The sequence below is a fragment of the Mycobacterium sp. genome, assembly GCF_965229265.1.
Classification (GTDB): Bacteria; Actinomycetota; Actinomycetes; order Mycobacteriales; family Mycobacteriaceae; genus Mycobacterium.
The window spans coordinates 565,021-589,801 of record NZ_CBDDIY010000011.1 but is presented as its reverse complement, the minus strand read 5'-3'; the positions used below and the strand labels follow the sequence as shown (position 1 = coordinate 589,801).

General features: G+C 65.3%; 23 protein-coding genes, 1 tRNA gene and 1 pseudogene. 16 read left to right on the top strand and 9 right to left on the bottom strand.

Annotated features, from left to right (window positions below; translation table 11 throughout):
• Positions 1-10: 10 nt before the first annotated feature.
• Positions 11-616, bottom strand: a complete 606-nt coding sequence (locus tag ADBZ9K_RS15315; protein ID WP_526621864.1) for a cysteine hydrolase family protein — start codon at positions 614-616, stop codon at positions 11-13.
• 66 nt (positions 617-682) lie between these two features.
• The gene (locus tag ADBZ9K_RS15310; protein WP_526621863.1) at positions 683-1,456 is read right to left on the bottom strand and encodes an IclR family transcriptional regulator; all 774 of its coding nucleotides are present in this window, start codon (positions 1,454-1,456) and stop codon (positions 683-685) included.
• A 168-nt stretch (positions 1,457-1,624) separates the two neighbouring features.
• Between ADBZ9K_RS15310 and ADBZ9K_RS15305 the strand changes: the two genes are divergently transcribed.
• The 8 genes from ADBZ9K_RS15305 to ADBZ9K_RS15270 all read left to right on the top strand — a co-directional run bounded on the left by ADBZ9K_RS15305 (position 1,625) and on the right by ADBZ9K_RS15270 (position 11,811).
• Positions 1,625-2,587 carry a hypothetical protein gene (locus ADBZ9K_RS15305; protein WP_526621861.1) on the top strand — a complete coding sequence of 321 codons (963 nt, stop codon included), beginning with the start codon at positions 1,625-1,627 and terminating at the stop codon, positions 2,585-2,587.
• Between the two features lie 204 nt (positions 2,588-2,791).
• Positions 2,792-4,342 (top strand): amino acid permease, encoded by a 1,551-nt coding sequence (locus tag ADBZ9K_RS15300; protein ID WP_526621859.1) that lies wholly within the window; start codon positions 2,792-2,794, stop codon positions 4,340-4,342.
• Between the two features lie 80 nt (positions 4,343-4,422).
• Positions 4,423-5,049: a TetR/AcrR family transcriptional regulator gene (locus ADBZ9K_RS15295; protein WP_526621857.1), complete on the top strand. Its 627-nt coding sequence runs from the start codon at positions 4,423-4,425 to the stop codon at positions 5,047-5,049.
• Positions 5,050-5,127: 78 nt separating this feature from the next.
• A complete protein-coding gene (locus ADBZ9K_RS15290) occupies positions 5,128-6,564 on the top strand; it encodes an aminobutyraldehyde dehydrogenase (RefSeq protein ID WP_526621855.1) in 1,437 nt (478 codons plus the stop codon).
• Between the two features lie 16 nt (positions 6,565-6,580).
• A complete protein-coding gene (locus ADBZ9K_RS15285) occupies positions 6,581-6,892 on the top strand; it encodes a RedY/HapK family protein (protein WP_526621854.1) in 312 nt (103 codons plus the stop codon).
• Position 6,893: 1 nt separating this feature from the next.
• Positions 6,894-8,624 carry a phytoene desaturase family protein gene (locus ADBZ9K_RS15280; RefSeq protein ID WP_526621852.1) on the top strand — a complete coding sequence of 577 codons (1,731 nt, stop codon included), beginning with the start codon at positions 6,894-6,896 and terminating at the stop codon, positions 8,622-8,624.
• 35 nt (positions 8,625-8,659) lie between these two features.
• Positions 8,660-10,414, top strand: a complete 1,755-nt coding sequence (locus ADBZ9K_RS15275; RefSeq protein ID WP_526621850.1) for a dihydroxy-acid dehydratase — start codon at positions 8,660-8,662, stop codon at positions 10,412-10,414.
• A 227-nt stretch (positions 10,415-10,641) separates the two neighbouring features.
• Positions 10,642-11,811: an LLM class flavin-dependent oxidoreductase gene (locus ADBZ9K_RS15270; protein WP_526621848.1), complete on the top strand. Its 1,170-nt coding sequence runs from the start codon at positions 10,642-10,644 to the stop codon at positions 11,809-11,811.
• Positions 11,812-11,955: 144 nt separating this feature from the next.
• Here ADBZ9K_RS15270 and ADBZ9K_RS15265 read toward each other — a convergent pair whose 3' ends face one another.
• A complete protein-coding gene (locus ADBZ9K_RS15265) occupies positions 11,956-12,321 on the bottom strand; it encodes a hypothetical protein (protein ID WP_526621846.1) in 366 nt (121 codons plus the stop codon).
• Between the two features lie 244 nt (positions 12,322-12,565).
• Between ADBZ9K_RS15265 and ADBZ9K_RS15260 the strand changes: the two genes are divergently transcribed.
• A complete protein-coding gene (locus tag ADBZ9K_RS15260) occupies positions 12,566-12,988 on the top strand; it encodes a nitroreductase family deazaflavin-dependent oxidoreductase (protein ID WP_526621844.1) in 423 nt (140 codons plus the stop codon).
• A 40-nt stretch (positions 12,989-13,028) separates the two neighbouring features.
• Positions 13,029-14,474 carry an FAD-binding oxidoreductase gene (locus ADBZ9K_RS15255; RefSeq protein ID WP_526621842.1) on the top strand — a complete coding sequence of 482 codons (1,446 nt, stop codon included), beginning with the start codon at positions 13,029-13,031 and terminating at the stop codon, positions 14,472-14,474.
• Positions 14,475-14,584: 110 nt separating this feature from the next.
• Here ADBZ9K_RS15255 and ADBZ9K_RS15250 read toward each other — a convergent pair whose 3' ends face one another.
• Both ADBZ9K_RS15250 and ADBZ9K_RS15245 read right to left on the bottom strand, forming a co-directional pair.
• Positions 14,585-15,016 carry an Lsr2 dimerization domain-containing protein gene (locus ADBZ9K_RS15250; protein WP_526621840.1) on the bottom strand — a complete coding sequence of 144 codons (432 nt, stop codon included), beginning with the start codon at positions 15,014-15,016 and terminating at the stop codon, positions 14,585-14,587.
• 393 nt (positions 15,017-15,409) lie between these two features.
• The gene (locus ADBZ9K_RS15245; protein ID WP_526621838.1) at positions 15,410-15,994 is read right to left on the bottom strand and encodes a hypothetical protein; all 585 of its coding nucleotides are present in this window, start codon (positions 15,992-15,994) and stop codon (positions 15,410-15,412) included.
• 481 nt (positions 15,995-16,475) lie between these two features.
• On the opposite strand from ADBZ9K_RS15245, the gene ADBZ9K_RS15240 reads away from it, so the two are divergent.
• The gene (locus tag ADBZ9K_RS15240; protein WP_526621837.1) at positions 16,476-17,897 is read left to right on the top strand and encodes a carboxylesterase/lipase family protein; all 1,422 of its coding nucleotides are present in this window, start codon (positions 16,476-16,478) and stop codon (positions 17,895-17,897) included.
• 68 nt (positions 17,898-17,965) lie between these two features.
• On the opposite strand, the gene ADBZ9K_RS15235 is transcribed toward ADBZ9K_RS15240, so the two are convergent.
• The 3 genes from ADBZ9K_RS15235 to ADBZ9K_RS15225 form a co-directional block, all read right to left on the bottom strand.
• Positions 17,966-18,223, bottom strand: coding sequence for a DUF3297 family protein (locus tag ADBZ9K_RS15235; RefSeq protein WP_526621835.1), 258 nt, complete (start codon positions 18,221-18,223; stop codon positions 17,966-17,968).
• Positions 18,224-18,693: 470 nt separating this feature from the next.
• Positions 18,694-18,909 (bottom strand): three-helix bundle dimerization domain-containing protein, encoded by a 216-nt coding sequence (locus ADBZ9K_RS15230; protein WP_526621833.1) that lies wholly within the window; start codon positions 18,907-18,909, stop codon positions 18,694-18,696.
• Between the two features lie 358 nt (positions 18,910-19,267).
• Positions 19,268-20,479 carry a cytochrome P450 gene (locus ADBZ9K_RS15225; protein WP_526621831.1) on the bottom strand — a complete coding sequence of 404 codons (1,212 nt, stop codon included), beginning with the start codon at positions 20,477-20,479 and terminating at the stop codon, positions 19,268-19,270.
• A gap of 162 nt (positions 20,480-20,641) precedes the next feature.
• On the opposite strand from ADBZ9K_RS15225, the gene ADBZ9K_RS15220 reads away from it, so the two are divergent.
• Positions 20,642-21,229 (top strand): TetR/AcrR family transcriptional regulator, encoded by a 588-nt coding sequence (locus ADBZ9K_RS15220; RefSeq protein WP_526621829.1) that lies wholly within the window; start codon positions 20,642-20,644, stop codon positions 21,227-21,229.
• A 249-nt stretch (positions 21,230-21,478) separates the two neighbouring features.
• On the opposite strand, the gene ADBZ9K_RS15215 is transcribed toward ADBZ9K_RS15220, so the two are convergent.
• Positions 21,479-21,551, bottom strand: a tRNA-Ala gene (locus ADBZ9K_RS15215).
• A 242-nt stretch (positions 21,552-21,793) separates the two neighbouring features.
• Here ADBZ9K_RS15215 and ADBZ9K_RS15210 point away from each other — a divergent pair.
• From ADBZ9K_RS15210 to ADBZ9K_RS15195, 4 genes and pseudogenes are all read left to right on the top strand, one after another.
• Positions 21,794-21,991 (top strand): hypothetical protein, encoded by a 198-nt coding sequence (locus tag ADBZ9K_RS15210; RefSeq protein ID WP_526621827.1) that lies wholly within the window; start codon positions 21,794-21,796, stop codon positions 21,989-21,991.
• 175 nt (positions 21,992-22,166) lie between these two features.
• Positions 22,167-22,610 carry a hypothetical protein gene (locus ADBZ9K_RS15205; RefSeq protein WP_526621826.1) on the top strand — a complete coding sequence of 148 codons (444 nt, stop codon included), beginning with the start codon at positions 22,167-22,169 and terminating at the stop codon, positions 22,608-22,610.
• A pseudogene (locus ADBZ9K_RS15200) lies at positions 22,607-22,786 on the top strand (cysteine peptidase family C39 domain-containing protein); the annotation flags it as partial. The gene ADBZ9K_RS15205 and the pseudogene ADBZ9K_RS15200, both read left to right, overlap by 4 nt.
• Complete coding sequence (locus ADBZ9K_RS15195) at positions 22,785-24,773, top strand: peptidase domain-containing ABC transporter (RefSeq protein WP_526621824.1); 1,989 nt, start codon at positions 22,785-22,787, stop codon at positions 24,771-24,773. The pseudogene ADBZ9K_RS15200 and the gene ADBZ9K_RS15195, both read left to right, overlap by 2 nt.
• The last annotated feature ends 8 nt before the right edge of the window (positions 24,774-24,781 follow it).

Here is a 24,781-nt window from a genome sequence, read left to right as displayed (position 1 = left end):
GGCGTTGCCGTCACGCCAGCTGACCGATGAACTCGGCGGCGGTCATCGTCCGGGAGAACATCGGATAGTCGAACTTCAGCGCGTTCTCGTGCTCCTCGACCGACGTAGCAGCCACGCAGTCGGTCAGAGTGATGACCTGGTAGCCGTTTTCGTACCCAGTGCGCATGGTCGACTCGACGCAACAGTTGGTGAGGAACCCACCGAGGGCGATCGTCGTGATGCCCTTGCTGCGCAGAATGAAGTCGAGGTTGGTACTGGCGAACGTGTCCAGGCCCCGCTTGCCCTCGACCACGATATCGCCATCGGCCGGAGCGACATCGTCGACGATCGCCGCGCCCCACGAGCCCTTGACGAAGGCGTTGCCCTCCACGACACCCTTCAAGATCCCGTACGGGTGATTGGTGATCTCCCCGTATCCGGCGGCGAAGGTGATCGGGGCGTGCATGACGGTGACGCCGGCATGGCGCGCCGCGGCGACGACGTCGCGGGTGTGGCCCAGCATGCCCGTCTTCTCCATCACCTCCGACACCGCGTCGTGCAGGACTCCCCCGTCGGTAGTGAAGTCGTTCTGATACTCGATCAGCACGACGGCGGTGGTGTTTGGGTCAATGGTCATGACCGCAGGCTAATCCGATCGGCGCAGGAGTCAACGTTGCGCCGCCGATTCCCCACCCGGCAGCCGTCACGGAAGCTTGCGTGAGATTTCGCGGGCGCCCGCGATCACCTGCGCGGCAGCGTGTTCGAGATTCTCCGGTGTCAATCGGTGAGTCAGGAAGCTGATGCTGATGGCATAGCGGGGCGACTCGCCATTGGCGGTCGGGACGGCGGCGGCCACGCAGGTGAGTTCTTCGGCGGCTTCCTCGCGGTCGACGGCGAAACCCTGTTCCCGGATCTCTTTGATCTCGGCCGCCAACTTCTTCATCGACGTGATCGTGTGCGGGGTCAACGGGGGCAGCCCACGGGAGGCCACGATGTCGCGCCATACGCTGTCGGGCATCCCCGCCAGCAGCGCCTTGCCCAACGCCGAAGCGTGCCAGGGATCGGATTGGCCCACGTCGCTGACCTTCTTGACCGCACGCCGCCCCTCGACGACTTCCAGAAGCACCACGCTGTTGTCCTTGTGGACGGCGAAGTTCACGGTCTCATTGAACTCGAGCACGAGTCGCTCCATGGTGGGCAGTATCGCGTCGGAGGGCACCTGGCCGGAGAACGCGCGCTGACCCAGTCGGAAGATCTCCCAGCCGAGACGGTACTGGGTGGCGTTGAACCGCTCGATGTATCCCAGCGACGCCAGACTGTTCAAGTAGCGCAGCACGGTTGCCTCGCTAAGGCCTGTGCGCCTGGCGATTTCGGTGAGGTTGCAGACCTCGCCGTCGGCAACCGCATCCAGGATGCGCGCAGTGCGTTCGACACCGATCAGGCTCGAGCTCTTTTCCGGCGGCGTCTCGGTTTTCACCCAGTGGAGGCTACCAGTACCAGGTGATGGCGCCGCTACCGCGGCCCACCCTTCGCGGCGCTCTGTGTTGACAGGCGACCACCCGTCTTTTAGATTTCATACAGCGCAAGTCATTATCATTCAGTGAAATTTCTGTTTCAGATTCCACCAGCTCCTCGAGGAGATTTGATGTCCGCCGTAGCCGACAGCCGTTCACCGAAGATCGACGGGGCCAGCATTCTTGCTTCGCAAGGGTTGCTGCCCGCCGACGACTACTCGCTCGCCCCGTCCACGAAGTCCTTCGACGACGGCGGCAAGTACCGGCTGGAGATCTCCGGCGTCGAACGGCTTTCGACGCTGACCGCGCTTCTCGACGAGGCCGACAAGCAGGACGTCTTCATCCACCGCATCATCGCGTTCGGCGGTGGCACCACACTGCTCAGCACGGGCGAGCTGCGTGACGTCGCGGTCCTGGCCGCCGAGAACGACATCGAACTCATCGCCGTCCCGGGACCGCGGACCGGATGGGATCTCGGCCGGCAAGCCCTCAGCAGTGAAGGCCAGGCAGGCGGTCGCCGCGTGCGGGGTCTCGACAACGTCCGGTACCTGTTGGACGACTACCTGAGGATCTTCTCGACGGGCATCCGCGGAGCGCTGGTCTGGGACGAGGGCGTCCTCGACATCTTGAACAAGGCGCGCGACGCCGGGCAGATCCCCGCCGACGTCAAGTTCAAGATCTCGGTGTACGCCGGCCACGCGAATCCGGCCGCCATCAAGATCCTGCAGGAACTCGGCGCCGACAGCGTCAACCCGGTCGGCGACTTGAGTCGGCCGATGCTCGGCGCCATCCGTCGCACGGTCGACCTGCCACTCGACATCTGGGCCGAGACGTTCGAGTCGTTCGGTGGCATGAACCGGCTGTGGGAAGCCGGAGACATCGCCCGCGTCGCGGGCCCGGTCTACTTCAAGATCGAGCCGGGCGAGTCCGAGGCCGTCATGTACAACGGCTGGGTTCGCCCCGAGTTCCACGAAGAGCTCATCCGGCACAAGGTGCGCCATGCCGCGATCCTTAACGAACTGGTTCGCAGCAGCTCGCCCGATGTGGCGGTCTCACCGCGCCCCCGCACCGCCGCCCACACCCTGACCATCTGAGCACCGCCCCACGACCGCGCGGCAGGGGTGGATACCACAGTGGCACAGCACCATCGGGGCCGTCGCACTGACGACTTTCTGCAGACGAGGAGGTGAGACACCTTTTCTCACCAGCCTCAGTTCGCCCTCACTCCTGCCCGCAGGAGAACGAAAGGTTGGCCATCACGGATCGTTAACCGCCCAACTCACGAGAGATGAACGATTATGGACAACGTCACCCAATCGCTGCAGCCACCGGTACGGCCGGCCGAGACGCCGCCACCCCTGTCCGCCGAGGGCCCTCCACCCGGCGGGCGACACAATCATGGACTGAAGAAGGACAGCCTCGGCGTTCCGAGCATCTTCTTCTACATCATCGCCGCCGCGTCGCCGCTGACGGTCGTGGTGGCGCTGTATCCCATCATCATCGGCGTCGGCAACGGGATCGGGATGCCCGGAGCGTTCGTGATCGCAGCGGCCGTGCTGATGATCTTCGCGGTCGGATACGTGGCGATGAGCCGCCATGTGACCAACGCCGGCGCCTTCTACGCCTATGTCACCCTCGGCCTCGGCCGGATCCCCGGACTCGGTTCGGCCTCGTTGGCGATCTTTGCCTACAACGCGATTCAGGCCGGGCTCTACGGCGGTTTCGGCTACTACGCATCCGAACTGTTCAACCCGCGGATCGGTGTTGAGATCCCTTGGTGGGTCTATGCATTCGCGGCGTTGGTGCTGTGTCTGGGGCTTGGCGTACAGGGAGTGCACTCCGGGGCCAAGGTGCTCGGGCTGTTCATGACGCTGGAAGTCACCATGATCACTGTCCTGAGCGCGTTCAGTCTCTCCGGCGACAACGTGCCGGTGTCGGAGTTCTCGCTGCGACCGTTCAGCCCGAGCGTCGTTCTCGGCGGGGCCCTCGGTGTCGCCCTGATGTTCGCCCACGCCTCGTTCATCGGGTTCGAGGGGTCGGCCATCTACGGCGAGGAAGCGCGCGATCCCGCTCGGACCATTCCCCGCGCGACCTATCTGTCGATCGCGTTCATGGGCATTCTGTACGCGGTGTCGGGCTGGCTCATCATGAACGCGCTCGGACTGGACAAAGTGGTCGGCATCGCCAACGAAACCGGCGGCAACTTCATCTTCGTCGCCAGCGACACCATCATCGGGCACAACATCTCCCTGGTGTTCCAGACCCTGATCGTGACCGCGACGTTCGCCGCCATCGTCACCTTCCACAACAACGTCTCGCGGTACCTGTTCTCCCTCGGCCGACAAGGGCTGATATGGAAGCCGCTGGGCTGGACTCTGCCCAGCCGGCAGACGCCCTGGGTCGCATCGGTCGTCCAGAGCGTGATGGTCGGGGTGGTGATCGCCCTGTTCGCACTGTTCCACCAGGACCCCTTCGCCACGTTGTTCACCTGGGCGACCGGCATCGGGACCATCGGCGTGATCCTCTCCCAGCTGGTCGCCGGCGTGGCGATCTTCGTGTTCTTCCGCCGCTCGAACGTCGACAAGCGTCGCTGGAACACGGTGATCGCGCCGATCCTGGCCGTGATCGGCCTCGGCGCCTTCTTCGTTCTGACCCTGGACAGCCTGGACGTCCTGCTGGGCGTGCACGGCGTCATGGCCGCAGTGATGCTCTCGCTGGTGTTCGTGGCGTTCCTGGCCGGAATGGCCTACGGCGTCTACCTGCGCTTCGTCGCCCCGGCTAAGTACGCACTGGTCGGGCACGCCCTCAACGAGCGGGAACTCGACGACCCCGCACCCGAGGCGCTCTAGCAATCCCTGTACAGCGGCCGAATCGTTAGGTACGTTTGTACGCATCGATACGTACAAACGTACCTAACGAGGGATTGCCGATGCCTTCCACTCCGCGGCGCGCGCGCCGACATGATCCGAACCGGAAGGAACGCATTGTGGAGGCGGCACTGCTCGTGCTCGCGCGCGACGGGGTCGCCGGCATCACTCACCGGGCGATCGGCGCCGCCGCCGACGTGCCCCTGGGTTCGATCACCTATCACTTCGCCACTCTCGACGACATCATCGCCCTAGCCTTCCAAACCCACGTCGACCGGTTGGCGAGTCGGTTCGAGGACCGGCTGGCTGCCTGCGAGTCGGGGCCCGAGGTCATCGAATGCATCGTCTCGGCCATCACCGACGACTTGGCGGCCCACCCCAACGAACTCGCGGTGACCTACGAGTTGTACGGCGACACGGTGCGAAGGCCCGACAACAAGCGCCTCACCCAGCAGTGGATGGTTCGGGCCGAAGACGCGTTGGCCCAACACTTCGACCGTGCCACCGCCCGACTGGTCGACGTCGTAGTCGAGGGCTTGATGGTGCATTTATCCATTGCCCAACAACCGATTTCGAAGCAGGAGGTGCGCGCCCTGCTCACCACCGCGGTCAGCGCCGGCGCGGGCCTCAACCCGACGCCGCAGCCAGGCACCGGCGCGAACGCACCCCGGAAAACGACCGCACGCTAGCGCTGGCGCAGTATCGGGCGCTGCGCTACAGTTTTCATTTAATGAAGTTCTCTTTCACTCAATGAAGTAGGAGTTGCCATGTCACTCACCCGGAAAATGTTCATCAACGGCGCCTGGACAGACGCCTCCGACGGCGCCGTCGACGAGCTACCCGCACCGGCAACTGGCGAGATCTTCGCCGAAATCGCCCACGGCACAACGGAAGATGTCGACCGCGCGGTTGCCGCCGCCCATGCCGCATTCCCGGCGTGGGCCAAGACGCCGGTGGGTGAGCGGGCGCGGGCCTTCCTCAAGCTCGCCGACCGGATCGAAGCCGACCAGCGAACGCTCGCCGAGATCGAATCGCAGAACGTCGGCAAGCCGATCAGCCTTGCGCTCGAGGAGATGGAGATGATTCCCGATCATCTCCGTTTTTTCGCCGGCGGCGCCCGGACCATGGAAGGCCGTGCGGCCACCGAGTTCGTGCGTGGAAAGACCAGCATCATCCGTCGTGACCCGCTGGGGGTCGTCGGTTCGATCGCACCGTGGAATTACCCGCTGCTCATGGCGATCTGGAAGATCTCACCGGCCCTGTTGAGTGGAAATACGCTGGTGCTCAAGCCGTCCGAGCACACACCGTTCTCGGTACTGCGGCTCGCCGAACTCGCCGAAGACCTCTTCCCCGCCGGCGTTCTCAACATCGTGACCGGTCACGGCAAGGATGTCGGGGCTCGGCTGGTGGCCCATCCCACGGTGCGGATGTCCTCGCTGACCGGGTCGGTCGAGACCGGTCGTGCCCTGATGCGCGCGGCAGCCGATTCCAATCTCAAACGGCTGCACCTCGAACTCGGCGGCAAGGCCCCGGTGCTGGTCTACCCCGACGCCGATGTCGCGTTCACCGTCGACAAGATCATGGAGGGCGCCTTCTGCAACTCCGGCCAGGACTGTATGGCCGCGTCGCGGCTCTACGTCCACCAGGCCGTGCACGACGACCTGGTATCGGGTCTGGAGAAGGCCGTCAAGGAACTCAACCTCGGGGACATCCGCGACGAGAACACCGCGATGGGGCCGGTGATCACCGCCGCGCACCGGGATCGGGTGGAGGGCTTCATCGCCCGGGCCAAGGCGACCGGTCACACCGAGCTGATCCAAGGCACCAATCCCGGCACCGGTTTCTACACCGCCCCGACGGTGGTCGTCGGAGCCCGCCAGGGCGACGAGATCGTCAGCACCGAGGTGTTCGGTCCGGTCACCTCGGTGACCACGTTCGGCGACAACGACGATGTGATCGGCTGGGCGAACGACACCGAATATGGTCTTGCCGCTTCGGTGTTCACCAATGACATCTCGCGGGCGATGACGGCCTCCAGCGAGCTGCAATTCGGCACCGTGTGGATCAACGACCACCTGCCAGTGACCCCCGAGATGCCCCACGGCGGATTCAAGCAGTCCGGCAACGGCAAGGACATGTCGGTCTATGCGCTCGAGGAATACACCGAGATCAAACACGTGATGATCAACCGCGAGATCGCCTGACATGACAGTAAGCGCGGTGAACACGTTCCGGCTCCGGCCCGGTGTCACGACGGCAGATTTCGAGACCTTCTCCCGCGACCTTGACCGTCCGACATGCCTGTCCTTCGACGTGGTGCTCGGTTTCGACGTCTTCCTGGTCGACCAGGACGACCCGGCCGGCATCGACGTCATCGAGATCATGACCGTCGCGTCCTGGCCGGAGTGGGAGCGGGTGCGCGACAACGCCCCGGAACTCACACCGGTCCTCGAGCGATTCGACGAACTGGTCGAACCGGGAAGCGTCTCGACACTTCTCACTCGCAATTCGCCTCTTATTCAGGAGATCTGACATGTCTACAACACCGGATTACGACGCCATCGTCATCGGCGCCGGCCACAATGGGCTGGTCGCGGCGAACTACCTGGCTCGTGCCGGGAAGCGGGTGCTGGTACTCGAAGCACGTCCCGTCGTCGGCGGTGCCTGCGTGACCGAGGAATTGATACCCGGTACCAAGTGGTCGTCGTGTGCCTTCATCGCCGGACTGCTGCGACCCGAGATCATCGAGGAACTCGAGCTAGCCAGGTTCGGCCTGGACCTCTACCAGGGCGACGCGCTGTCGTTCACCCTCTTCCGCGACGGCACCGCGTTCACGATGTGGAAGGAGACCGACCGCACACTGCGCGAGATCGAGAAACTCAACAAGCGCGACGCCCAGTCGTTCCTGGAATTCGGGGTCCGGCTGCAGCGGTTCGCCGGCCTGGTGACCCCGTATCTGCTGACGGCTCCGCCCGAGCGCTCCGAGGTGCTGGCGCTGTTCGAAGCCGCCGGCGAACAGACCCTCTTCGACGAATTCACCCTGCTCTCGGTTCGCGATCTGTTGGATCGCTATTTCGAGGATGAGCGGCTCAAGAGCCTGCTCACCTTCTTCGGGATGGTGTCGATCTTCGGCGGCCCCTCGACACCGGGCACCGCCTACACCTACGGGCATCACTCCTGGGGTGAATTCAACGGCAATTTCGGGCAGTTCGGTCTGGCCCGCGGCGGAATGGGGGCGATCAGCGAGGCGCTGGCGGCCGCGGCCCGCCACCACGGTGCCACGATCCGCACCGCAACACCGGTCCAGAAAGTGCTCGTCGAGCGGGGCGCCGCCACCGGTGTCCGGCTCGAAGACGGCTCGGTGATCACCGCCGCGCAGGTGCTGTCCAACGCCGACCCGAAGCGATCGCTGCTGCGGTTGATCGAGCCCGGCGTGCTACCTGCGGGGCTCGTTCGCGATGTTGAGAACATCGACACCCGTGGTTCGATGGCCCGAATCCATCTGTTGATCGACGAACTGCCCCAATATCTTCCGTTCCCGGATGCCACAGCCGGGCCGCAACACCACGGGCACCAGCTGTTGGGACCCAGCCGTGAGGCCTTCGAGGAGGCTTTCGAGGCCCAACGCCGCGGGACCTTCCCGAGCACCTTCGTCATCGAGGCCGTCACCCAGTCCGTCACCGACGACAGCCTGGCACCTCAAGGACTGCACACGATGACGCTAGGGATCCAACAGCTCCCCTCCGAACTCACCGGGACCACGTGGGCGGCGGAGAAGGAGAAATGGGCCGACCTGGTCTTGGAGGACCTGTTCACCTACGCCCCCAACCTGCGTCAGCACATCCTCGATCGGGTGATCATCACGCCCGACGACCTGGACAACGAATACCTGATCACGGACGGGAACATCTTCCACGGCAGCATGATGCTCGATCAGTTATTCGGTGCGCGACCGATTCCGCAGCTGGCCCATTACCGCACGCCGGTGCGCAATTACTACCTGTGCGGGTCCGGCACCCATCCCGGCGGCGGCGTGATGGGAGCCAACGGGCACAACGCCGCCAAGGCAGCCCTCGACGACGCGGCCGGCATCACCGCGCCCGCACGTGCGGGTGGCGGAGCCGCCCACGGCGTCACCGTGCCGTGGCAACAGCGGCTGGTGGCCAGCCTGATGTCCACCAGGCCCGGTCGCTGGCTCGGATACCGCGCGGCCCGCCAGCCCGCGCTGCGCAAGATCACCGCATACGCCGCCCGGGTTCGTTAGCGCCTGCCGCCGTGCCTACCCGAGGAGAAGAACCGATGGCCGAGTCAGCACCCGGATTACGCAGCGCCAAATGGTTTTCCGGCCGCGACGTCCCCGGATTCGTCCACCGGTCGGCCATGCGAGCCTCCGGCTTCTCCCGGATGGCGGTGGATGGCCGGCCGATCGTCGGGATCTGCAACTCCTGGTCGGAAGTCGTCAACTGCAACATGCACTTTCGCGGGTTGGCGGATTCGGTGCGCCGAGGCGTCCTCGCCGCCGGCGGATACCCGCTGGAGTTCCCCACCATCTCACTGGGTGAGCAGCTGATGAAGCCGACCACCATGCTGTTTCGGAACCTGATGGCGATGGACGTCGAAGAATCCATTCGGGCCTACCCCTTCGATGCCGTCGTTCTGCTGGGTGGCTGCGACAAGACCGTGCCCGCCCAGCTGATGGGTGCGGCCAGCGCCGACGTGCCCGCCATCGTGGTGACCGGCGGACCGGCCTCACCCGCGGTGTTCGCCGGAAAGCAACTCGGCGTGGGAACCGACCTGTGGCACTACATCGACGACGTCAGGGCCGGCCGGATGTCGATGACCGATTACGACCGCTTGGAGGCCGCGGCCGGACCGTCCCGGGGGCACTGTCCGGAGATGGGAACGGCATCGACGATGGCGACCCTGGTCGAGGGCCTGGGCATGACGCTGCCGGGCACCGCGGCAGTGCCCGCGATGGATTCACGCCGGCTGCAGGTGGCCGAGGAGTGCGGGGTACGGGCTGTGGGCCTGGCCACCGAGCGGCTGCGTCCCTCGGACGTGTTGACCCGCGAGGCGTTCGACAACGCGATCACGCTCATGTTGGCCGTCGGCGGCTCGACCAACGCGATCGTGCACCTGCTTGCCATCGCGGGCCGGGTCGGGGTCCCGTTGTCGCTGGATCGATTCCACGAACTGTCAGCCCGCACCCCGCTGGTGGTCAACGTCCGGCCCGCCGGTGAGCACCTCGTCGAACAGGTCTTCCACGCTGGCGGGATACCCGCGGTGATGAAGTCGATCGAATCGCTGCTGCACACCGATGCCCTGACGGTCACGGGAAAGTCGGTCGGCGACAATCTGCCATCGGCCCCGGCCACCGACACCACCGTGATCGCGACGCTGGATGCGCCGTTCCAGCCGCCGCAGGGCCTGGCGGTGGTACGGGGCAACCTCGCCCCCAACGGCGCGGTGATCAAATGCAGCGCCGCCAGTCCGGAGCTGCTGGTCCACCAGGGGCCCGCGGTCGTCTTCGACGACATCGACGACCTGATGCGGCGATTCGACGATCCCGATCTCGAGGTGACACCGGATTCGGTCCTGGTCCTGCGATCGGCCGGACCGCGGGGAGCGCCGGGTATGCCCGAGTGGGGGCAGCTTCCCATCCCCACCAAACTGCTGCGACAGGGTGTCACCGACATGGTCCGGGTCTCCGACGCCCGGATGAGTGGAACCGCCTACGGCACATGTGTTCTGCACGTCAGCCCGGAATCCGCCGCTGGCGGGCCGCTCGCCCTGGTGCGCGACGGCGACGTCATCGCACTCGATGCCCACGCGGGCACGCTCGAGGTCCTGCTCACCGAGGCCGAACTCGCGGCGCGGCGTGCTGAGTCAACAGGTCCGGCACCCAAGACCCCGGTGCGCGGCTACGCGGCCCTGTACGTCGAACGCGTGCTGCAGGCAGACCGCGGATGTGACTTCGACTTCCTGGTCGGCCGTTCCCAGAATCCCGCCGATGAACCCGATGCGATATTCGACGGCTGGGTCGGCGGCTGGTAGCTCCGACTCGGCCATGCCCACCACGCGGTCGCAGCGAAACCTGCGGCGGGAGCGATGAAATCATCGCGATTCTATCCCGCGTGCGGCGAGACGGTGCGGCATCGCTCGGAGTACCACCGCTGCGACGTCCCGATAAGGGGCGGGCGCCCGCACCGCATCGACCGGTATCCCGCGGCCTCTTTTCGGCAAGGGGTCAGTGACCCCGTCAGGTTGGTTAAGGTCGTCGAATGTCCGTGAAGCTGCATTGGTTCCTGCCCACCTACGGAGACAGCCGCCTCATCGTCGGCGGCGGCCACGGCACACCGGCAGGGGCGGCACACAGCGACCGCGACGCGTCGATCGACTATCTCGCCTCGATCGTGCGGGCCGCCGAGACATTCGGTTTCACCGGTGCGCTCATCCCCACCGGTGCCTGGTGTGAGGACGCGTTCGTCACCGCCGCGCTGCTCGCGCGGGAGACCACGTCGCTCGGCTTCCTCGTGGCATTCCGGCCCGGGCTGGTGAGCCCCACCCTGTCGGCGCAGATGGCGGCCACCTTCGCCCGGCACGCCCCTGGACGCATTCTGCTCAACGTCGTCGTCGGTGGCGAGGCCCATGAGCAGCGGGCATTCGGTGATCATCTGGACAAGGACGCCCGCTATGCCCGGGCCGACGAATTCCTCGACGTCGTCCGGCGGCTGTGGCACGGTGAGACCGTCACCTCCCGCGGCGACTACATCAGCGTCGAGGAGGCCTCGCTGGCGACCCCGCCGAACCCGGTGCCGCCGTTGTATTTCGGTGGCAGCTCGGCTGCCGCCGGTCCCGTCGCGGCCCGTCATGCCGATGTGTATCTGACCTGGGGCGAACCGCCGGCTGCGGTCCAGGAGAAGGTCGAGTGGATCCGCGGACTCGCCGCCGAGCAGGGCCGCACGGTCCGATTCGGGATCCGGCTGCACACCATTTCGCGCGACGATGCCGACGAAGCCTGGTCGCAGGCCGACAAGCTCGTCGCCGCCCTCGATGACGATACGGTCCGATCGGCGCAGGCCGGGCTCGGCCGCAGCCAGTCGGAGGGACAGCGCCGCATGCTCGCCCTGCACGAAGCCAGCCGTGCCGACGGCTCGTGGCACGACGCCCGCAGTCTGGAGATCGCCCCGAACCTGTGGGCCGGCGTGGGCCTGGTGCGCGGCGGCGCGGGGACCGCGCTCGTCGGCAGCCACACCGACGTGGCGGACCGGATCGCCGAGTACGCCGCGATCGGCATCGACGAGTTCATCTTCTCCGGATATCCGCACCTGGAAGAGCTCTTCTGGTTCGGCGAGGGTGTGGTGCCCATCCTGCGTGAGCGCGGCCTGTTCGACGGCGCCCAGGCACATGTCACACCACCGTCGATCCCGTTCGTCGGCGCAGCCCAGTGAGAAAGCGCCGAAACCGTCAGGTGTAGAGCGTGATCGGCGGTAGTTTCTCACGCTTCGTCGAAGCGATAGGCCCCGCAAGGGATCGCAGTGCGGTCACCGCGATCGCAGCATCCGACAGATCCGATGGACGTTGGGGTTCCCGCGTTACGTCGACTGCTTCATCTGCGGCGTGGCCACCGTGGACATGGTCTCTACACCGTCCATTGCGACTGATTTGACCTGACCCTGAGTGGCTTTGGTGTCAATCGTCCCGTCCGTCGCGACCGGCTTGACCTGACCCTGCGTCGCCACGGTTTCGATGCGTGCGCCGTCGAGGCCATCGTGGCCGGCGTCCTGCGCGCCCACCACGCTCTCCGGCTGTGTGCTGCCGAGCTTGCCAGGTGTCGCCTTGGCGTCTTTGGCATCAGCGCTGGCCGCGACGAGGCTCACGGCCGGGGCTGGTGCGGCCGCGGCGGGGCCGGCGAGTGCCAGGGATCCGCCGACCAACGCCGCCCCGATGAATCCGGTCATAACTTTCACCATCACGATGTTCTCCACGTCGCTCAGACGGCCACCCGATTAGCCGTACCCGATGTCTGTGGTCTAACCGTGCCGTCTCGTTGCCCGCCGAACCATCCGCCAGTCGGACAAGCTTTGTGGTGAATCGCAGGTCCCCCATTCGGCGGACATGGCCCGCCGGTGCGCCCCCGAGGACCCCACGGCCCGAATATCGGCGATCGGGAATAACACAGTGCGCAACGGTGTTAGGCCGTCTGTGACTGAGCAAGCCGAACTGAGCCCCACCGACTGGGTGCGCGAGCAGACCGAACAGATTCTCAAGCAGGGCACCACTGACGGGGTGCACATCATGGACCGGCCCGTCGTCCTGTTCACCACCACCGGCGCGAAGTCCGGTAAGAAGCGCTACGTGCCGTTGATGCGTGTCGAGGAGAACGGCAAGTACGCCATGGTGGCGTCCAAGGGCGGCGACCCCGCCCATCCGTCGTGGTATCACAACGTCAAGGCAAACCCCAGCGTCACCGCACAGGACGGCGAGAAGGTCGTGACGCTGACAGCCCGCGAGGTATCCGGGGAAGAGCGCGAACACTGGTGGAAACTGGCCGTCGAGGCCTACCCGCCCTACGCCGAGTACCAGACCAAAACCGAGCGACAGATCCCGGTCTTCGTCCTGGAGTAGTACGGCCTGCCGCGGCCGTTCGGGCACTACGATTGCGCCCATGTCGGGGGAGATCTCCCGCCAGGCGTTCGTCCGACGAGCACTGGGCGGGCTGGCCGGGGCTGCGCTGCTGGGCTCCTGCCGGTCCGTTGCCCCTGCCGTTGCCCCCACCGCCGTGTCGGGCCCGCCGGACTGGGACGGTCTTCGCGCCCGGCTCGACGGCACCCTCAGCCTGCCGGCAGCAGCTGACTACGCGTCGGCCAAAGCCGTTTTCAACACACGATTCCTCGGGTCTACTCCAGTCGCCGTTGTGGCAGCGGCATCGGTGTCCGACGTCCAGAACGCTGTGACGTTCGCCGCGGCGAACCAGTTTGGGATCAGCGTGCGCAGCGGCGGGCACTCCTACATCGGTGCCTCGTCCCTCGACGGCACGGTGGTGATCGATCTGCGTCGACTCCCCCCGCCCGGTGAGGTTCGCGCAATACGCGACGCCGTGACGCTGGCACCCGCCGCCACATTGGATGCGGTGCAGACCACACTGGCCGGACGTGGCCGGTCAATCCCGTCCGGCAGCTGCCCGACGGTCGGCCTTGCTGGGCTTTCCTTGGGTGGCGGCCTTGGCTCAGACGCTCGGCTGCGCGGGCTGACCTGTGACTCGCTGGTGTCGGCGTCGGTCGTGCTGCCCAGCGGCGAGGTGGTGACGGCTTCGGCCGAGGATCACGACGATCTGTTCTGGGCGCTGCGCGGTGGCGGCGGCGTGGGTGTGGTGACCTCGTTGACACTGCGGACATATCCGGTCACCGATCGCGACGTGGTCACACTGACGTTTCCGATGGAATCTGCCGCAACGGTGATCCTCGGGTGGCACGACTGGATACGGGCCGTCAACCGCGAGGTCTGGGGCATGGTCAACATCACCGTCGGCGGCGGGCCCGCACACTGCACGGTTATCCTGGCCACCCCGCCCGGCACCGGGTCGACGGTGGCCGCCACGATGCTCTCCGCCAGTGGTGTTAGGGCAGCATCGAATCGGACCAGAACACTGAACCGCAGCGACTTCCTGCACTACTTCGAGGGCGGTGCCGCCGCCTGGGTGCCGCGGGCCTTCGTCGCGGGCTCGGATATCGTTAGCGAAATGACCTCGGCCGCAGCCGATTCCATCGTCGCGGCCTTGACTGCCTGGTCAGGTTCCGCTGGCGCTGCCACCGCCGTCATCGAGTCGCTCTCCGGCGCGGTCGACGATGTGGAGCCGGCGGGCAGCGCCTTTCCCTGGCGTCGCCAGGCGGCGTGCATCCAGTGGTATACCGAGGCGCCCGTTGGCGTAGCGGGCCCGTGGCTGACTGACGCGCACCAAGCGCTGGGCTCCAGCTCGGTGGGCGGTTACCTCAACTACCTCGAGGCCGGCGATTCGCTGCAACGGTATCTGGGACCAAATCTGGAGCGCTTCAACGCTATTCGCCACAAGTATGACCCCGCCGGGCTGATGCGTTCGGGCCTTCCCGGCTGAGTCAGGCGACGTCCTGGGCATCACGGTCCGTCGCAAGCCCGTGGCCGGTGTCGTCGACGTTCACGTCGGCCACCGACGGCGGCACGGTCCCGATCAGACCGCAGACACGATCAGTGCGCGGCCGCGAACGCCTCGACGACCTCGGTTTTGATGCGACCACGCTCGGCCACCTCGTGGCCGTTGTTACGCGCCCACTCGCGAATCGCAGCCATCTGGTCCGCCGAGCCATGGCCGTTGCCGTTGCCGTTCCCGTTGCCCTTGGCCCGGCTCCGAGCATGGGCTTTTGACCGCCGCGGCCGACCGGCACCGTTGACCGTGGCAGCACCATCGTTATTTCGGCCCGTGCGGCTACCTCCGGCAACCTTGACAGCAGCGTCAATGTAGGGCTTTAGCGCCCTATTCAACTTCGCCGCGTTCGCCGCAGACAGGTCGATGTGGTAATCAACGCCACGGAAAGAAAATTCGATTCGCTCACCGCCACCGTCGGGGATTTCCGCCCCGTCGAGATCGTCGATCAGCTGCCGCACGATGCGCTCGGCCATAGTGTGTAATTCCTTCGTCGTAATCCCCGACGCGTTTACGTCACAGCTATTCTACAGCTCGCACGCCATCTCCTCGCCACGGAATCGCGAACCGTAACAATCGCATTGAATGAACACATTCCTATTTCGGGCTACAGCAGGTTTACGTCGGAAAACACGCGAAATATGCACGATGTCACTAGGTGTCGTCACTTATTCCAGTCGAAATTTGAGCGGAGTCGCGACTGTTCCCGAAGGAACGGAATACAGCGCCGATTGGAAATTAATCCATCGGATGGTTTCCCTAATTCCGCAGACCGCCGCATCCGCCCTAGGCCCCCGACCGCGCGCAACGGGTCCGGTGTGGTGGCGTGCTCGCGCCGACGAGGAACTCCGGTATCGGCCCAGACCGGCTCACACCCGGTTGACGTCCAACCACGCGCGGCAAGTGGGCTCGAGGACTAGGTCGTTGGCATGGTGCATGACGTTCTCGGCCCACAGCCCGAAGCTGGCCACTTCCAGTTGCGGCCACCAGTCCGCGGCCACGTTCGACACCTGGCGAACCGGAATTCCGCTGGCCACCGCCGCGAAGTGCAGCCAGACATCATCGGCATGCGGACACACAGCGAGAAAGGCGTCGCCGCGGCGCCGCAGCACCGCCAACAGCTCCGTCGGATAAGCGACACCCGAGACACCGGTTGCGAACACCCGATCGGAGGGTTCGGTGGTCGTGCACATGGGCCACCTCGCATACGGCCCGTCAGAGCGAATCCGCGCACGGTAGGCGGTGACCTCGCCATCACGGTGCGCGGCCACCAGCCTCGACAGCCAATTCCGCGGGTAATAGACGTCGTCATCGGCAGTGACCAGTGTGCGCTTCGGTTCGCTGGCCATGACGTAGGGAAAGTACTTGCTGTGCGGGCCGAAGTCGCCGCAGTGATTGATCTCGAGGCCACGCCGCACCAGGCGCCGCAGCGTGCGGGGCGGTCTCTTGACCACGGCTTCGTCGGCTAACCACAGGATTACGCGCCGAGGCCGTTCGACACCGCGCCCGATCGTCTCGATCGTTTTCCACACCGTGTGAACCCGCACGCCATGACTTGCCAACGAGACGTCTACGTCACAGGTGCCGACGATGGGTCGCCGCGAACGAACGTTGAAGACGCGAAGCCACCAACCGTATCCCGTGAGCTGGAAAATCAGGAGCAGCCATCTGAGCGGTCCCCCCGGAAACACACCGTCGTTCGTCACATTCGGCGTCCCATGCCAGCCTCCCGCGCTTACTGTGCCAGAACTGTCGGCCCAGTGCCGGGCACGCGAACGCCGCGTCGGTGTGAACGGTCGTGCCCGGGACGGCCACCGAACGCCGCCCGGCTCAAGGGGGTCGGCGTCCGTTGGCCCCGTCGTGATCCCTGAGATTTACTTGTTGCCGGAGGCTGGCGCGCCGCCGGTTTCCTGCTGACGTGAGGTGGAGGATCCTGTGAGTAATCCGGTCGTAGAGTCCGCAGCCGGCAGGCTCATCGGCCGACAGGATGGTTCTGTCGCAAAATTCTTGGGCATCCCCTACGCGCAGCCCCCGGTCGGTGAGCTGCGGTTCGCGTTACCCAAACCGGTCGCGCCCCTCGGTGAATTCGAAGCCACGACGTTCGGTCCAACACCGCCGGTTTCGATGGAGCTTCCGGCTCCCTTCACCTACCCGGAAATCGAAGGTGACGATTGGCTGAGCCTCAACGTCTGGGCGCCCGCGCCCGTAGTAGAGGACGGAAAGCTTCCGGTGTACGTGTGGTTTTACGGCGGATCGTTCGCGATGGGGAACACGGCGCAGGACATTTTCGACGGCTCGACGTTCGCGCGAGACGGTGTCGTATATGTGTCCGCGAATTATCGGGTCGGCATCGAGGGTTTTTCGCACTTTCCAGATGCACCGGATAACCGCGGACTCCACGATCAGATACTGGCGCTGCAATGGGTTCAGGACAATATTGCGAAGTTCGGCGGCGATCCCGGCAAAGTGACGATCGGTGGCGAGTCGGCCGGTTCGATGAGTGTATCCACTTTGGCGACTACACGATTCGCCGGGAAGTTGTTTCAGCAGGTGATCTGCGAGTCGGGAATTGGCGTCGCTTTTGAACGCGAAGATGCTGCGAAGGCAACGGATTTCGTGGCTGCCACACTGCGGAAGTTACCAACCGCGAAGTCAGTCAGTGCGGTTGAGGCGCGAGAGGCAGGCAGAAAGGTCGCCGAGAAGCTCCGGAAGCTGAGTCCCCACAATATCTTGACGGCGTTCGGACCGGTGATCGACGGGGATCTCGTGCACGAATCTCCGGTGAAGTCGCTGTCCGAGCGACCAGCACCCGTGAAGATGATCATTGGCCACAACAAGAACGAGGCCGATTTCTGGCGGGTATTCGGAGAGTTTGCGCCGAGCGATGGCGCGCTGGACGCGCTAGTGCTGGCACTGAAGCCGTTTCGGGCCAAACGAGAACTGATCCAGGCCTATGTGGATGCCTACGGCGAGACGTTGTCCAAACAGGATATCTTCGTCGAATTCGTCTCCGACGCAGCATTTTGCGCACCCACCCTGGCGGCGCAGCGGGGGCAGGGGACCAATTGCTACGCATACCTGTTCACGTGGCCAACCAGCATCCACAGCAAGACCGCACTTCACACGCTCGATCTCGGATTCGCCTTCGATAACGTCAACGCTGCGGGGTTCACTGCATACGCGGGCCCAGACGCGCCACAATCACTGGCTGACCAGATCCACGGCAGCTGGGTGCGGTTCATCAAAACCGGGGTGCCGGCAGATGATTGGAAGCCGTATTCCACGGAAGCCGACAACCGGATTCTCGGGCCGGCAGGCCGACGCAATATCGACGTGCTATCCGCCTGGAAGTACTGAACGGCCGATACGGCGATCAGCACAAGATCGCGCACTAGTGTGTCGCGCCGCCAACCGGGGGTTACCGGCTACGGGGCTTGGCGGTAGTAGGGCTCTACGGTGCCGGTGAGCTTGATGACCATGGGATTGCCGCGGCGATCCTTAGCGGTGGGAACTTCAACGCGCACCCAGCCCTCGTCGACGTTGTACTCGTAGACGTTGGTTTTCTCGACACCATTGAAACGGATACCCACATCGCGGCTGAGCACCTCTTCGTTATAGAAGGGACTGCGCGGATCGATGGAGAGGTGATTCGGTGGGACGTCTGTGGTCTGGTTCTCGCTCATGATGACTTTCGTTTCATTGCTGCGTGAGATTCCCGGTTCGATTCTCCAAGAACCTACGCGACCCTGTAGTGCCACGGCCACGACGCCGCGGCTTGGCGGGCTGCCCCTGTCGGGAACGGTTGCCCTGATCGAGTTTCTCCGCGATCGACATGTCGATAGGTCACGACCGTCCAGCAAAAGCCCGAGGCCTTGTGATCTCACGTTTCCAAGAGCGGAGCTAACGGGACTCAAGCCCATTACCCCCGCACTGCCAGGACCGGGCATCCCCAGTGAGCAGGTACGTCAGATCCCAAATTGTCGTGTAGCGGACGTAGTTCATGCAGCACTGTCATCACCGTTGTCGTCAAGAACGTCGTCGGAATGCTGTCCGTCACTGCTCCTGCGGCTTCCGCGTATTGCGGCGATCCTCTTTCGGGGATCGGATGTGTCAAGGGTGCGACGGTTCCCACCGTCGCCGGCGGCTAACCCGGCTACTTCGGCGGAGTAAACCTGTTGAGCCTGTCCAACCGTGCCCTGGCGTTGCGCTCCACAAGTAGCGGCACAAAGTCCCTGATCGGGCTGTGCGCGAACTTCTCCCGCGCACTCTCCACGATGGCCGAGATCTCGTCGGACGGGAACTGGGCGTACCTACTGGCCAGACGCCGCTCTACCTCGGCGATCACGACGTCTTCACTGATCTCAGCCACGCCAACAGGGTGCGCCCGCCGATAGCCACCGTCAACCGCTGGGAGGAGTCAACTCACCGCACTCCGGGCGGCCGCGCCATGGGCCAGCTCCCTCGAGATTCGCCGATCCGAACCCGCGCGGCCCATGTCGCCGCTACAGGGCGGCCTTCGATGTTGCATCGCGCGTGCCCGACCGTGTCGGGAGGTACTCCGGACACACCGGGACGAATATCTTACGGTTCGGACTCCCCAGCACTCGAACTCGATGTCATCAACCATCAACGCCGCCAGTCCATTCCAGTGTTGGTGTCGAGTGTTCGGCAGTACGTGGCCTTGGCTTGCGTCAGTTCGTAGAACGCGAACAACTCGGTGTGCTGGGTCATCTGACGGCCAGTTCCAGACGATCAAGTCGACGGACGAGAATGCTAGGAAGCCATTGGCCGACCTCGGCGGCCTCAATCCAGGTGGTCTGTTCTAGCAGCATCCGCAAGACGATCTGGGCTTCCAAGCGCGCCAGTGCGGCCCCCACGCAGAAGTGAGCGCCCTTACCGAACGCGATGTGTCCCTTGCCGCCGCTGCGGTTCAGGCGGAACTCGTTGGGATTATCGAACTGTCGGGGGTCACGGTTGGCGGCCCCCCACATCAGCAGTAGGTGCGAATCGGCGGGCACGTCGACTCCGGCCAGCGTGGTGTCATGGACGACGTGGCGGTAGTGGCCGCGAAACGGCGACTCATACCGCAACGTCTCTTCGATGAACGCACCCAGCAGGTCGGGCTCGGCCCGGAGCTGTTCTTGAATGCTCGGCTGACTTGCGAGGATCCATGCCCCGCTGCCCAACAAGGAGGCGGTGGACTCGCCTGCGGCACTGAACAACGTCAGCATGATCTCCAGCGCCGGCATATGCTCCACCTCGCCCGAGGCGTAGCGGGCCGCCAGGTCGCCGATCAACCCCGGGGCGGGATCTTCACCGGCCTTCACGAAACGCTCCATGACGTAACCAGATAGCTCTATCGCTGCCATTCCTGCGGCTTCGAGCTCGCTTGGGGTCACGACGCCGTCGAGCAGGGTGGTGGTGGCGTAGCCCAGCCGAATCAGGTTGTCGACGTCGTCCTGCGGCAGTCCCAGCAGGTCGGCCACGACCATCATCGGGAGCCGATTCGCCATCGCACTCATCCACTCGATCCGCCCGGCGCTAAACCCTTGTGCCCAAAGGTGAGTCGCGGTCGCTTCGATGAACCCCTCGATAACGCGTATCCGCTTAGCAGCCAGATGAGGCACCAGCAACTTGCGGTGTGCATCGTGCAGCGGGTCGTCGGCAGTTGCCAGGGCATGCTGTGGGCCGCCCAGCGGACCCATATCGAACGGCGTGACGGCGCCGCCGCGGTACACCATCGTCGCGGTCAGATTGGACGAAAAAGCCTCGACGCGGCTTACGGCTTCCATCACGGCATCCCAGCCACACACCGCGTAGAACGTGGAGTCGCCGATGCGTTGGACAGGTGCTTGATCACGCATGCGGTCATAGAGGGGGTACGGGTCCTGCAAGGCGCGGTTGCCGAAGAAGTCGGTAGCGTCTGCCAAGAGGGTCATGAGGTCAGGGTGGACTCCGCCGATACCCGCGTCAACGACGAGCGGCAAACGTGAAAGCCGACCCGACACAGGCACGGCGCCAGCCCTCTCAGGCTAGGCAGCTAACCAGCAGGTTGTCTGAGAAGGAGGCCACAAATCTTCTCACAGTGATAAGAAGTGGTGGTGGATTCGCGGCGAGCACCGGCGGCTGAAGACTGGCTGATAGGGCGCGATCGCCACACCGAGGCCGCCGACCGCATCTACGCCGCGGCCGCCGACCTGATGTCCCGGCACGGATACGACGCCTTCACCATCGACGCCCTCGCTACGAAGGTCCACTGCTCGCCCGCGACCATCTACCGCCATGCCGGAGGTAAGACGACCATCCGTGACGCCGTGATGAGCCGGCAAGCCGAGGGCGTGCTCGAATCGGTCCGGGACGCCATCGACGGGCTGACCGGTGCGGAACGCATCGTCACCGCCACCACGGTCGCGTTGAAGCGACTGCGGGCCGATCCACTTGCAAAGATCATGCGCTCGATGACCACAGTTGCCAACGAAGGGTGGCTCACGAAGTCCCCTGTCGTCGCCCGCCTGGCCAATGAAATGGTCGGACTCAATACGCCCGATCCGCTTGCAGCACAGTGGCTGATCCGAACGTTTCTTGCACTGTGGTGCTGGCCGCTCTCAAATACCGAAACCGAGGAGGAGATGGTGCGGCGATTCCTCGGACCGCCCTACGACGCAGCAGCCGACGACCCGGTCGCATAGCTTCACGTGGTCGTACGGAGATGAACTCAGCTGATCTTGGTCATCTTCAGCGGCATGTTGAGAACGGGTGACTGGTTTCCTCCGCGTTTCCGCTGGCGCCGGTGATTCGATCTTCCCCGAGCCAACAGATCAGAGGTTGGCTGAGATATGCCGTATCCGGATACGCCGTTTCCGCTGCTAACGGATATCGAGCGAACCAGCAAACACGAGAGCCCGCCCTGACCTACGTCAGAGCGGGCTCTCAGAACGTGGAGCTAAGGGGATTCGAACCCCTGACCCCCACACTGCCAGTGTGGTGCGCTACCAACTGCGCCATAGCCCCAGGTGCGCAGTCGAAACTACACCACCGCGGCGGGGCCTCCAAACCGTCCCCTCACGGAGGCACCGGTGGGAGGCCCTCAAGGGGAGTGCCGACAGTTCCGTCGCCGTCGCGTCCCGCCCCGATCGGGGGACACCCAGCGGCCCGATCGAGGGACGCCAAGTGCGGTCGGTCGCGGGACAGACACCGCTCGACATAGCTGCGAGATTTGAGGTGAAAGTCAGAAACTTCTCCAGGAGGACATCATGAAGAACATCAAGACCCAGCGGACTCTGGTCCTTCGGACCCACACCATCCGTGATCTGACCGCCGAGGACCTTCGCCTGGCCGTCGGCGGTCGGTCCGCCAGTGCCGGCAGCGGCAGCGCCAGCGCCAGCGCCGGCGCCGGCGGTGGTCATGGCGCCGCACCGGGCAGCTTCGGCAGCGGCAGCGCTTCAAGCTAGTTCGGCGGCGGCAAGGGGCCGTCGTCGGTGGCGTGAGTGGCCCTGGCCGGGCCAGGCACACTAGCCCGAAACCGACCTGATGGTCGTGTTTCGGGCTAGTGTGCAAGCGATTTCGGTATATCTGGCCGCAGACAGTTGCGCATCTGTGGCCGCAGACATGTGGGGTGACGAAGCCGTGAGCGCAGACACCGGCGCGGGCTATCAGGGCGTTTTCCGCGAGAGTTGGCGCGAGCGCCAGTCGGCGGGCAACCGCCTTGGTGCTCTCATTCGGCAGCCGGGATGGGTGGACGCGGGGCTCATCGGGCTGGGGGTGCTGCTGATCGCAGGCGCAGTGGCCGCGAGCACGGTGAGCGTCACCCGCACAGCCGCGCTTCCCGCGGTGGTGGACGGCGTGACGGTGTCCGCGGTCCGCGGCCCCGAACCGGCACCGGTTGTGGGGTCTGCCACCCAATTCCGGGATAACCCCGACGCCCCCGCGATCGACGCGGTTGTGGTCGAGGTGTCCCCGACCGAGTTGATCGCCCGGCTGAGCCGGCCAGCGGCGGTGCCGGCGGGTCAGTTACTAGTGCCGCTGGGGAGAGAGCGACTGCTTGACCTACTGGCGCCCAGGCTCGGATGAGTGCGGGGTGGCGCCGGCCAGCGATTCCCTACATCGCGCAGGTCGAGATCGCAGATTGCGGAGCCGCGGCGCTGGCGATGGCGCTGGGCTATCACGGTCGCCACGTGCCGCTGGCCGAGATGCACGAGGTCGTCGGCACCGGGCGTGAAGGTGTCGACGCACTTGCGCTGACCCATGCCGCGACCTTCTACGGTCTACGGGCCCGCGGTGTGGCCACCGAGCTGGCTGATCTGCGGGTGTTTGCCCCGCGGAACCGTGCTGCATTGGGGCACATCCCATTTCGTGGTGCTGGACTCGGCGTCCGCGGCGTGGAGTGGACGATCGTCGATCCCTTGGTGGGACGCTACCGGGTCGGCTGGTCGGCCCGCCGACGAGTTGTACAGCGGTGTGGCGATCATCCTGGAGCCCGGCGGCGATTTCGTTGCGGGTGGCCTGCCGATGCTCGGAGTCCTGCCCCACATGCGGCGGCTGATGGCCTCCTCCACCGGAATCGGCAGGATACTGGCGGCCTCGGTGGTGGTGCGGGTGATGGCCCTAGCCGTCCCGATCTTGACCGGGGTGGTGGTCGACGAGGTGGTGCCCGCCGGCGACGGGCACCTGCTGACCGTGCTGGCCGCGGTGATGGCGGCGCTGATCGTCTACACGATGGCGGCGACGTTCCTGCGGGCGCACCTGCTGTTGCGGCTGCGCAGCCGGCTCGACGTGGACATGACGCTGGGCTTCCTGGAGCACCTGGTCGACCTGCCGTACGCATTCTTTCTGAAGCGCTCCTCGGGCGACCTGATGATGCGGCTGCGCAGCAACGCCGTCGTCCGCGAAATCCTGACCACGGGCAGCATCGCCGCGATGCTCGACGGCGTCCTGGCGACGGTGTACCTGGTGGTGATCATCGCCCTCTCGCCAGTGCTGGGTGCACTGGTTGCCGCATTGGCGGCCGCCGAGGTCACGGTGCTGTCGCTAGCACGCCGGCGCAACCAGCACTTGATGGGTGAGTCGCTGGCCGCCGAAGCACGGTCACAGTCCTACGCCTACGAGATGTTCTCGGCGGTGGAGACCCTCAAAGCCGCCGGCGCCGAGCGGCGGGCGGTGTCGCACTGGACGAACCTGTTCGTGGATGAACTGAACGTCGCGCTGCGCCGGGGGCGCCTTGCCGCGGCGATCGAGACCGCCGCCGCAGGGCTGCGGCTGCTCTCGCCCATCGCTGTGCTGCTCCTCGGCGCCCACCTGGTGACGACCGGGCAACTCTCGCTAGGCACCATGCTGGCGCTGGCCGCGCTGGCCACCGCCTTCCTGGAGCCGCTCGCGACGCTGGTCGGCACCACGCTGCAGCTTCAACTGCTCGGCAGCTACCTGAGTCGTCTCGACGATGTGTTCAGCACCCCGACCGAGACCGCCGGCCGGGACCTCGCCCATGCGCCCCGGCTGACCGGAGCGGTACGTGCCGAACAGCTGACCTTCAGCTACAGCCGTAACGGCCCGACGGCCGTCGACGGCGTCGACCTCGACGTACGCCCGGGTCAGGTGATAGCCATCGTCGGGCGTTCCGGGTCGGGTAAGTCCACCCTCGGGCGGCTGCTGCTGGGCCTATATCCGCCGACCGGCGGCCGGATCCTGCTCGACGGGCTCGACCTGGCCACGCTGGATCCCCGCAGCGTGCGATCCCAGGTCGGGGTCGTGACCCAAGACCCCTACATCTTCGGGCTCTCCATCCGCGACAACCTGAGTCTGGGTGATCCCAGCCTGCCGCTCGAACGGCTGCACGCCGCTGCCGAACTGGCCGGCATCGCCGCCGACATCGACGCGATGCCGATGGGCTGGGACACTCCCCTCGTCGATGCGGGCGCCAGCCTGTCCGGTGGTCAACGTCAGCGTCTGGCATTGGCCCGCGCACTGGCCAACCAACCGCGAATCCTGCTGCTCGACGAAGCCACCAGCAGCCTCGACACCATCACAGAGGCCCGGGTCCAGGCCAATTTGGCCGGCCTGGGATGCACCGTCATCCTGATCGCGCACCGGCTGGCCACCGTTGTCGATGCCCACCAGATTGTCGTGATGGACTCCGGCCGGATCGTCGAAGTCGGTGATCACGAATCGCTGGTGGTCGCCGGTGGCCCGTACGCCGAGCTGGTCAACAGCCAACTCATCCCGAAGTCCGCGCAGTGAAGGCACGG

Coding starts and splice junctions, on each gene's coding strand:
- ADBZ9K_RS15195 (WP_526621824.1), top strand. CDS start 22,785: ATGCCGCGACCTTCTACGGTCTACGGGCCCGCGGTGTGGCCACCGAGC.
- ADBZ9K_RS15250 (WP_526621840.1), bottom strand. CDS start 15,016: ATGGCCGAGCGCATCGTGCGGCAGCTGATCGACGATCTCGACGGGGCG.
- ADBZ9K_RS15265 (WP_526621846.1), bottom strand. CDS start 12,321: ATGACCGGATTCATCGGGGCGGCGTTGGTCGGCGGATCCCTGGCACTC.
- ADBZ9K_RS15290 (WP_526621855.1), top strand. CDS start 5,128: ATGTCACTCACCCGGAAAATGTTCATCAACGGCGCCTGGACAGACGCC.
- ADBZ9K_RS15235 (WP_526621835.1), bottom strand. CDS start 18,223: ATGAGCGAGAACCAGACCACAGACGTCCCACCGAATCACCTCTCCATC.
- ADBZ9K_RS15275 (WP_526621850.1), top strand. CDS start 8,660: ATGGCCGAGTCAGCACCCGGATTACGCAGCGCCAAATGGTTTTCCGGC.
- ADBZ9K_RS15255 (WP_526621842.1), top strand. CDS start 13,029: ATGTCGGGGGAGATCTCCCGCCAGGCGTTCGTCCGACGAGCACTGGGC.
- ADBZ9K_RS15225 (WP_526621831.1), bottom strand. CDS start 20,479: ATGACCCTCTTGGCAGACGCTACCGACTTCTTCGGCAACCGCGCCTTG.
- ADBZ9K_RS15300 (WP_526621859.1), top strand. CDS start 2,792: ATGGACAACGTCACCCAATCGCTGCAGCCACCGGTACGGCCGGCCGAG.
- ADBZ9K_RS15210 (WP_526621827.1), top strand. CDS start 21,794: ATGAAGAACATCAAGACCCAGCGGACTCTGGTCCTTCGGACCCACACC.
- ADBZ9K_RS15295 (WP_526621857.1), top strand. CDS start 4,423: ATGCCTTCCACTCCGCGGCGCGCGCGCCGACATGATCCGAACCGGAAG.
- ADBZ9K_RS15270 (WP_526621848.1), top strand. CDS start 10,642: ATGTCCGTGAAGCTGCATTGGTTCCTGCCCACCTACGGAGACAGCCGC.
- ADBZ9K_RS15280 (WP_526621852.1), top strand. CDS start 6,894: ATGTCTACAACACCGGATTACGACGCCATCGTCATCGGCGCCGGCCAC.
- ADBZ9K_RS15305 (WP_526621861.1), top strand. CDS start 1,625: ATGTCCGCCGTAGCCGACAGCCGTTCACCGAAGATCGACGGGGCCAGC.
- ADBZ9K_RS15315 (WP_526621864.1), bottom strand. CDS start 616: ATGACCATTGACCCAAACACCACCGCCGTCGTGCTGATCGAGTATCAG.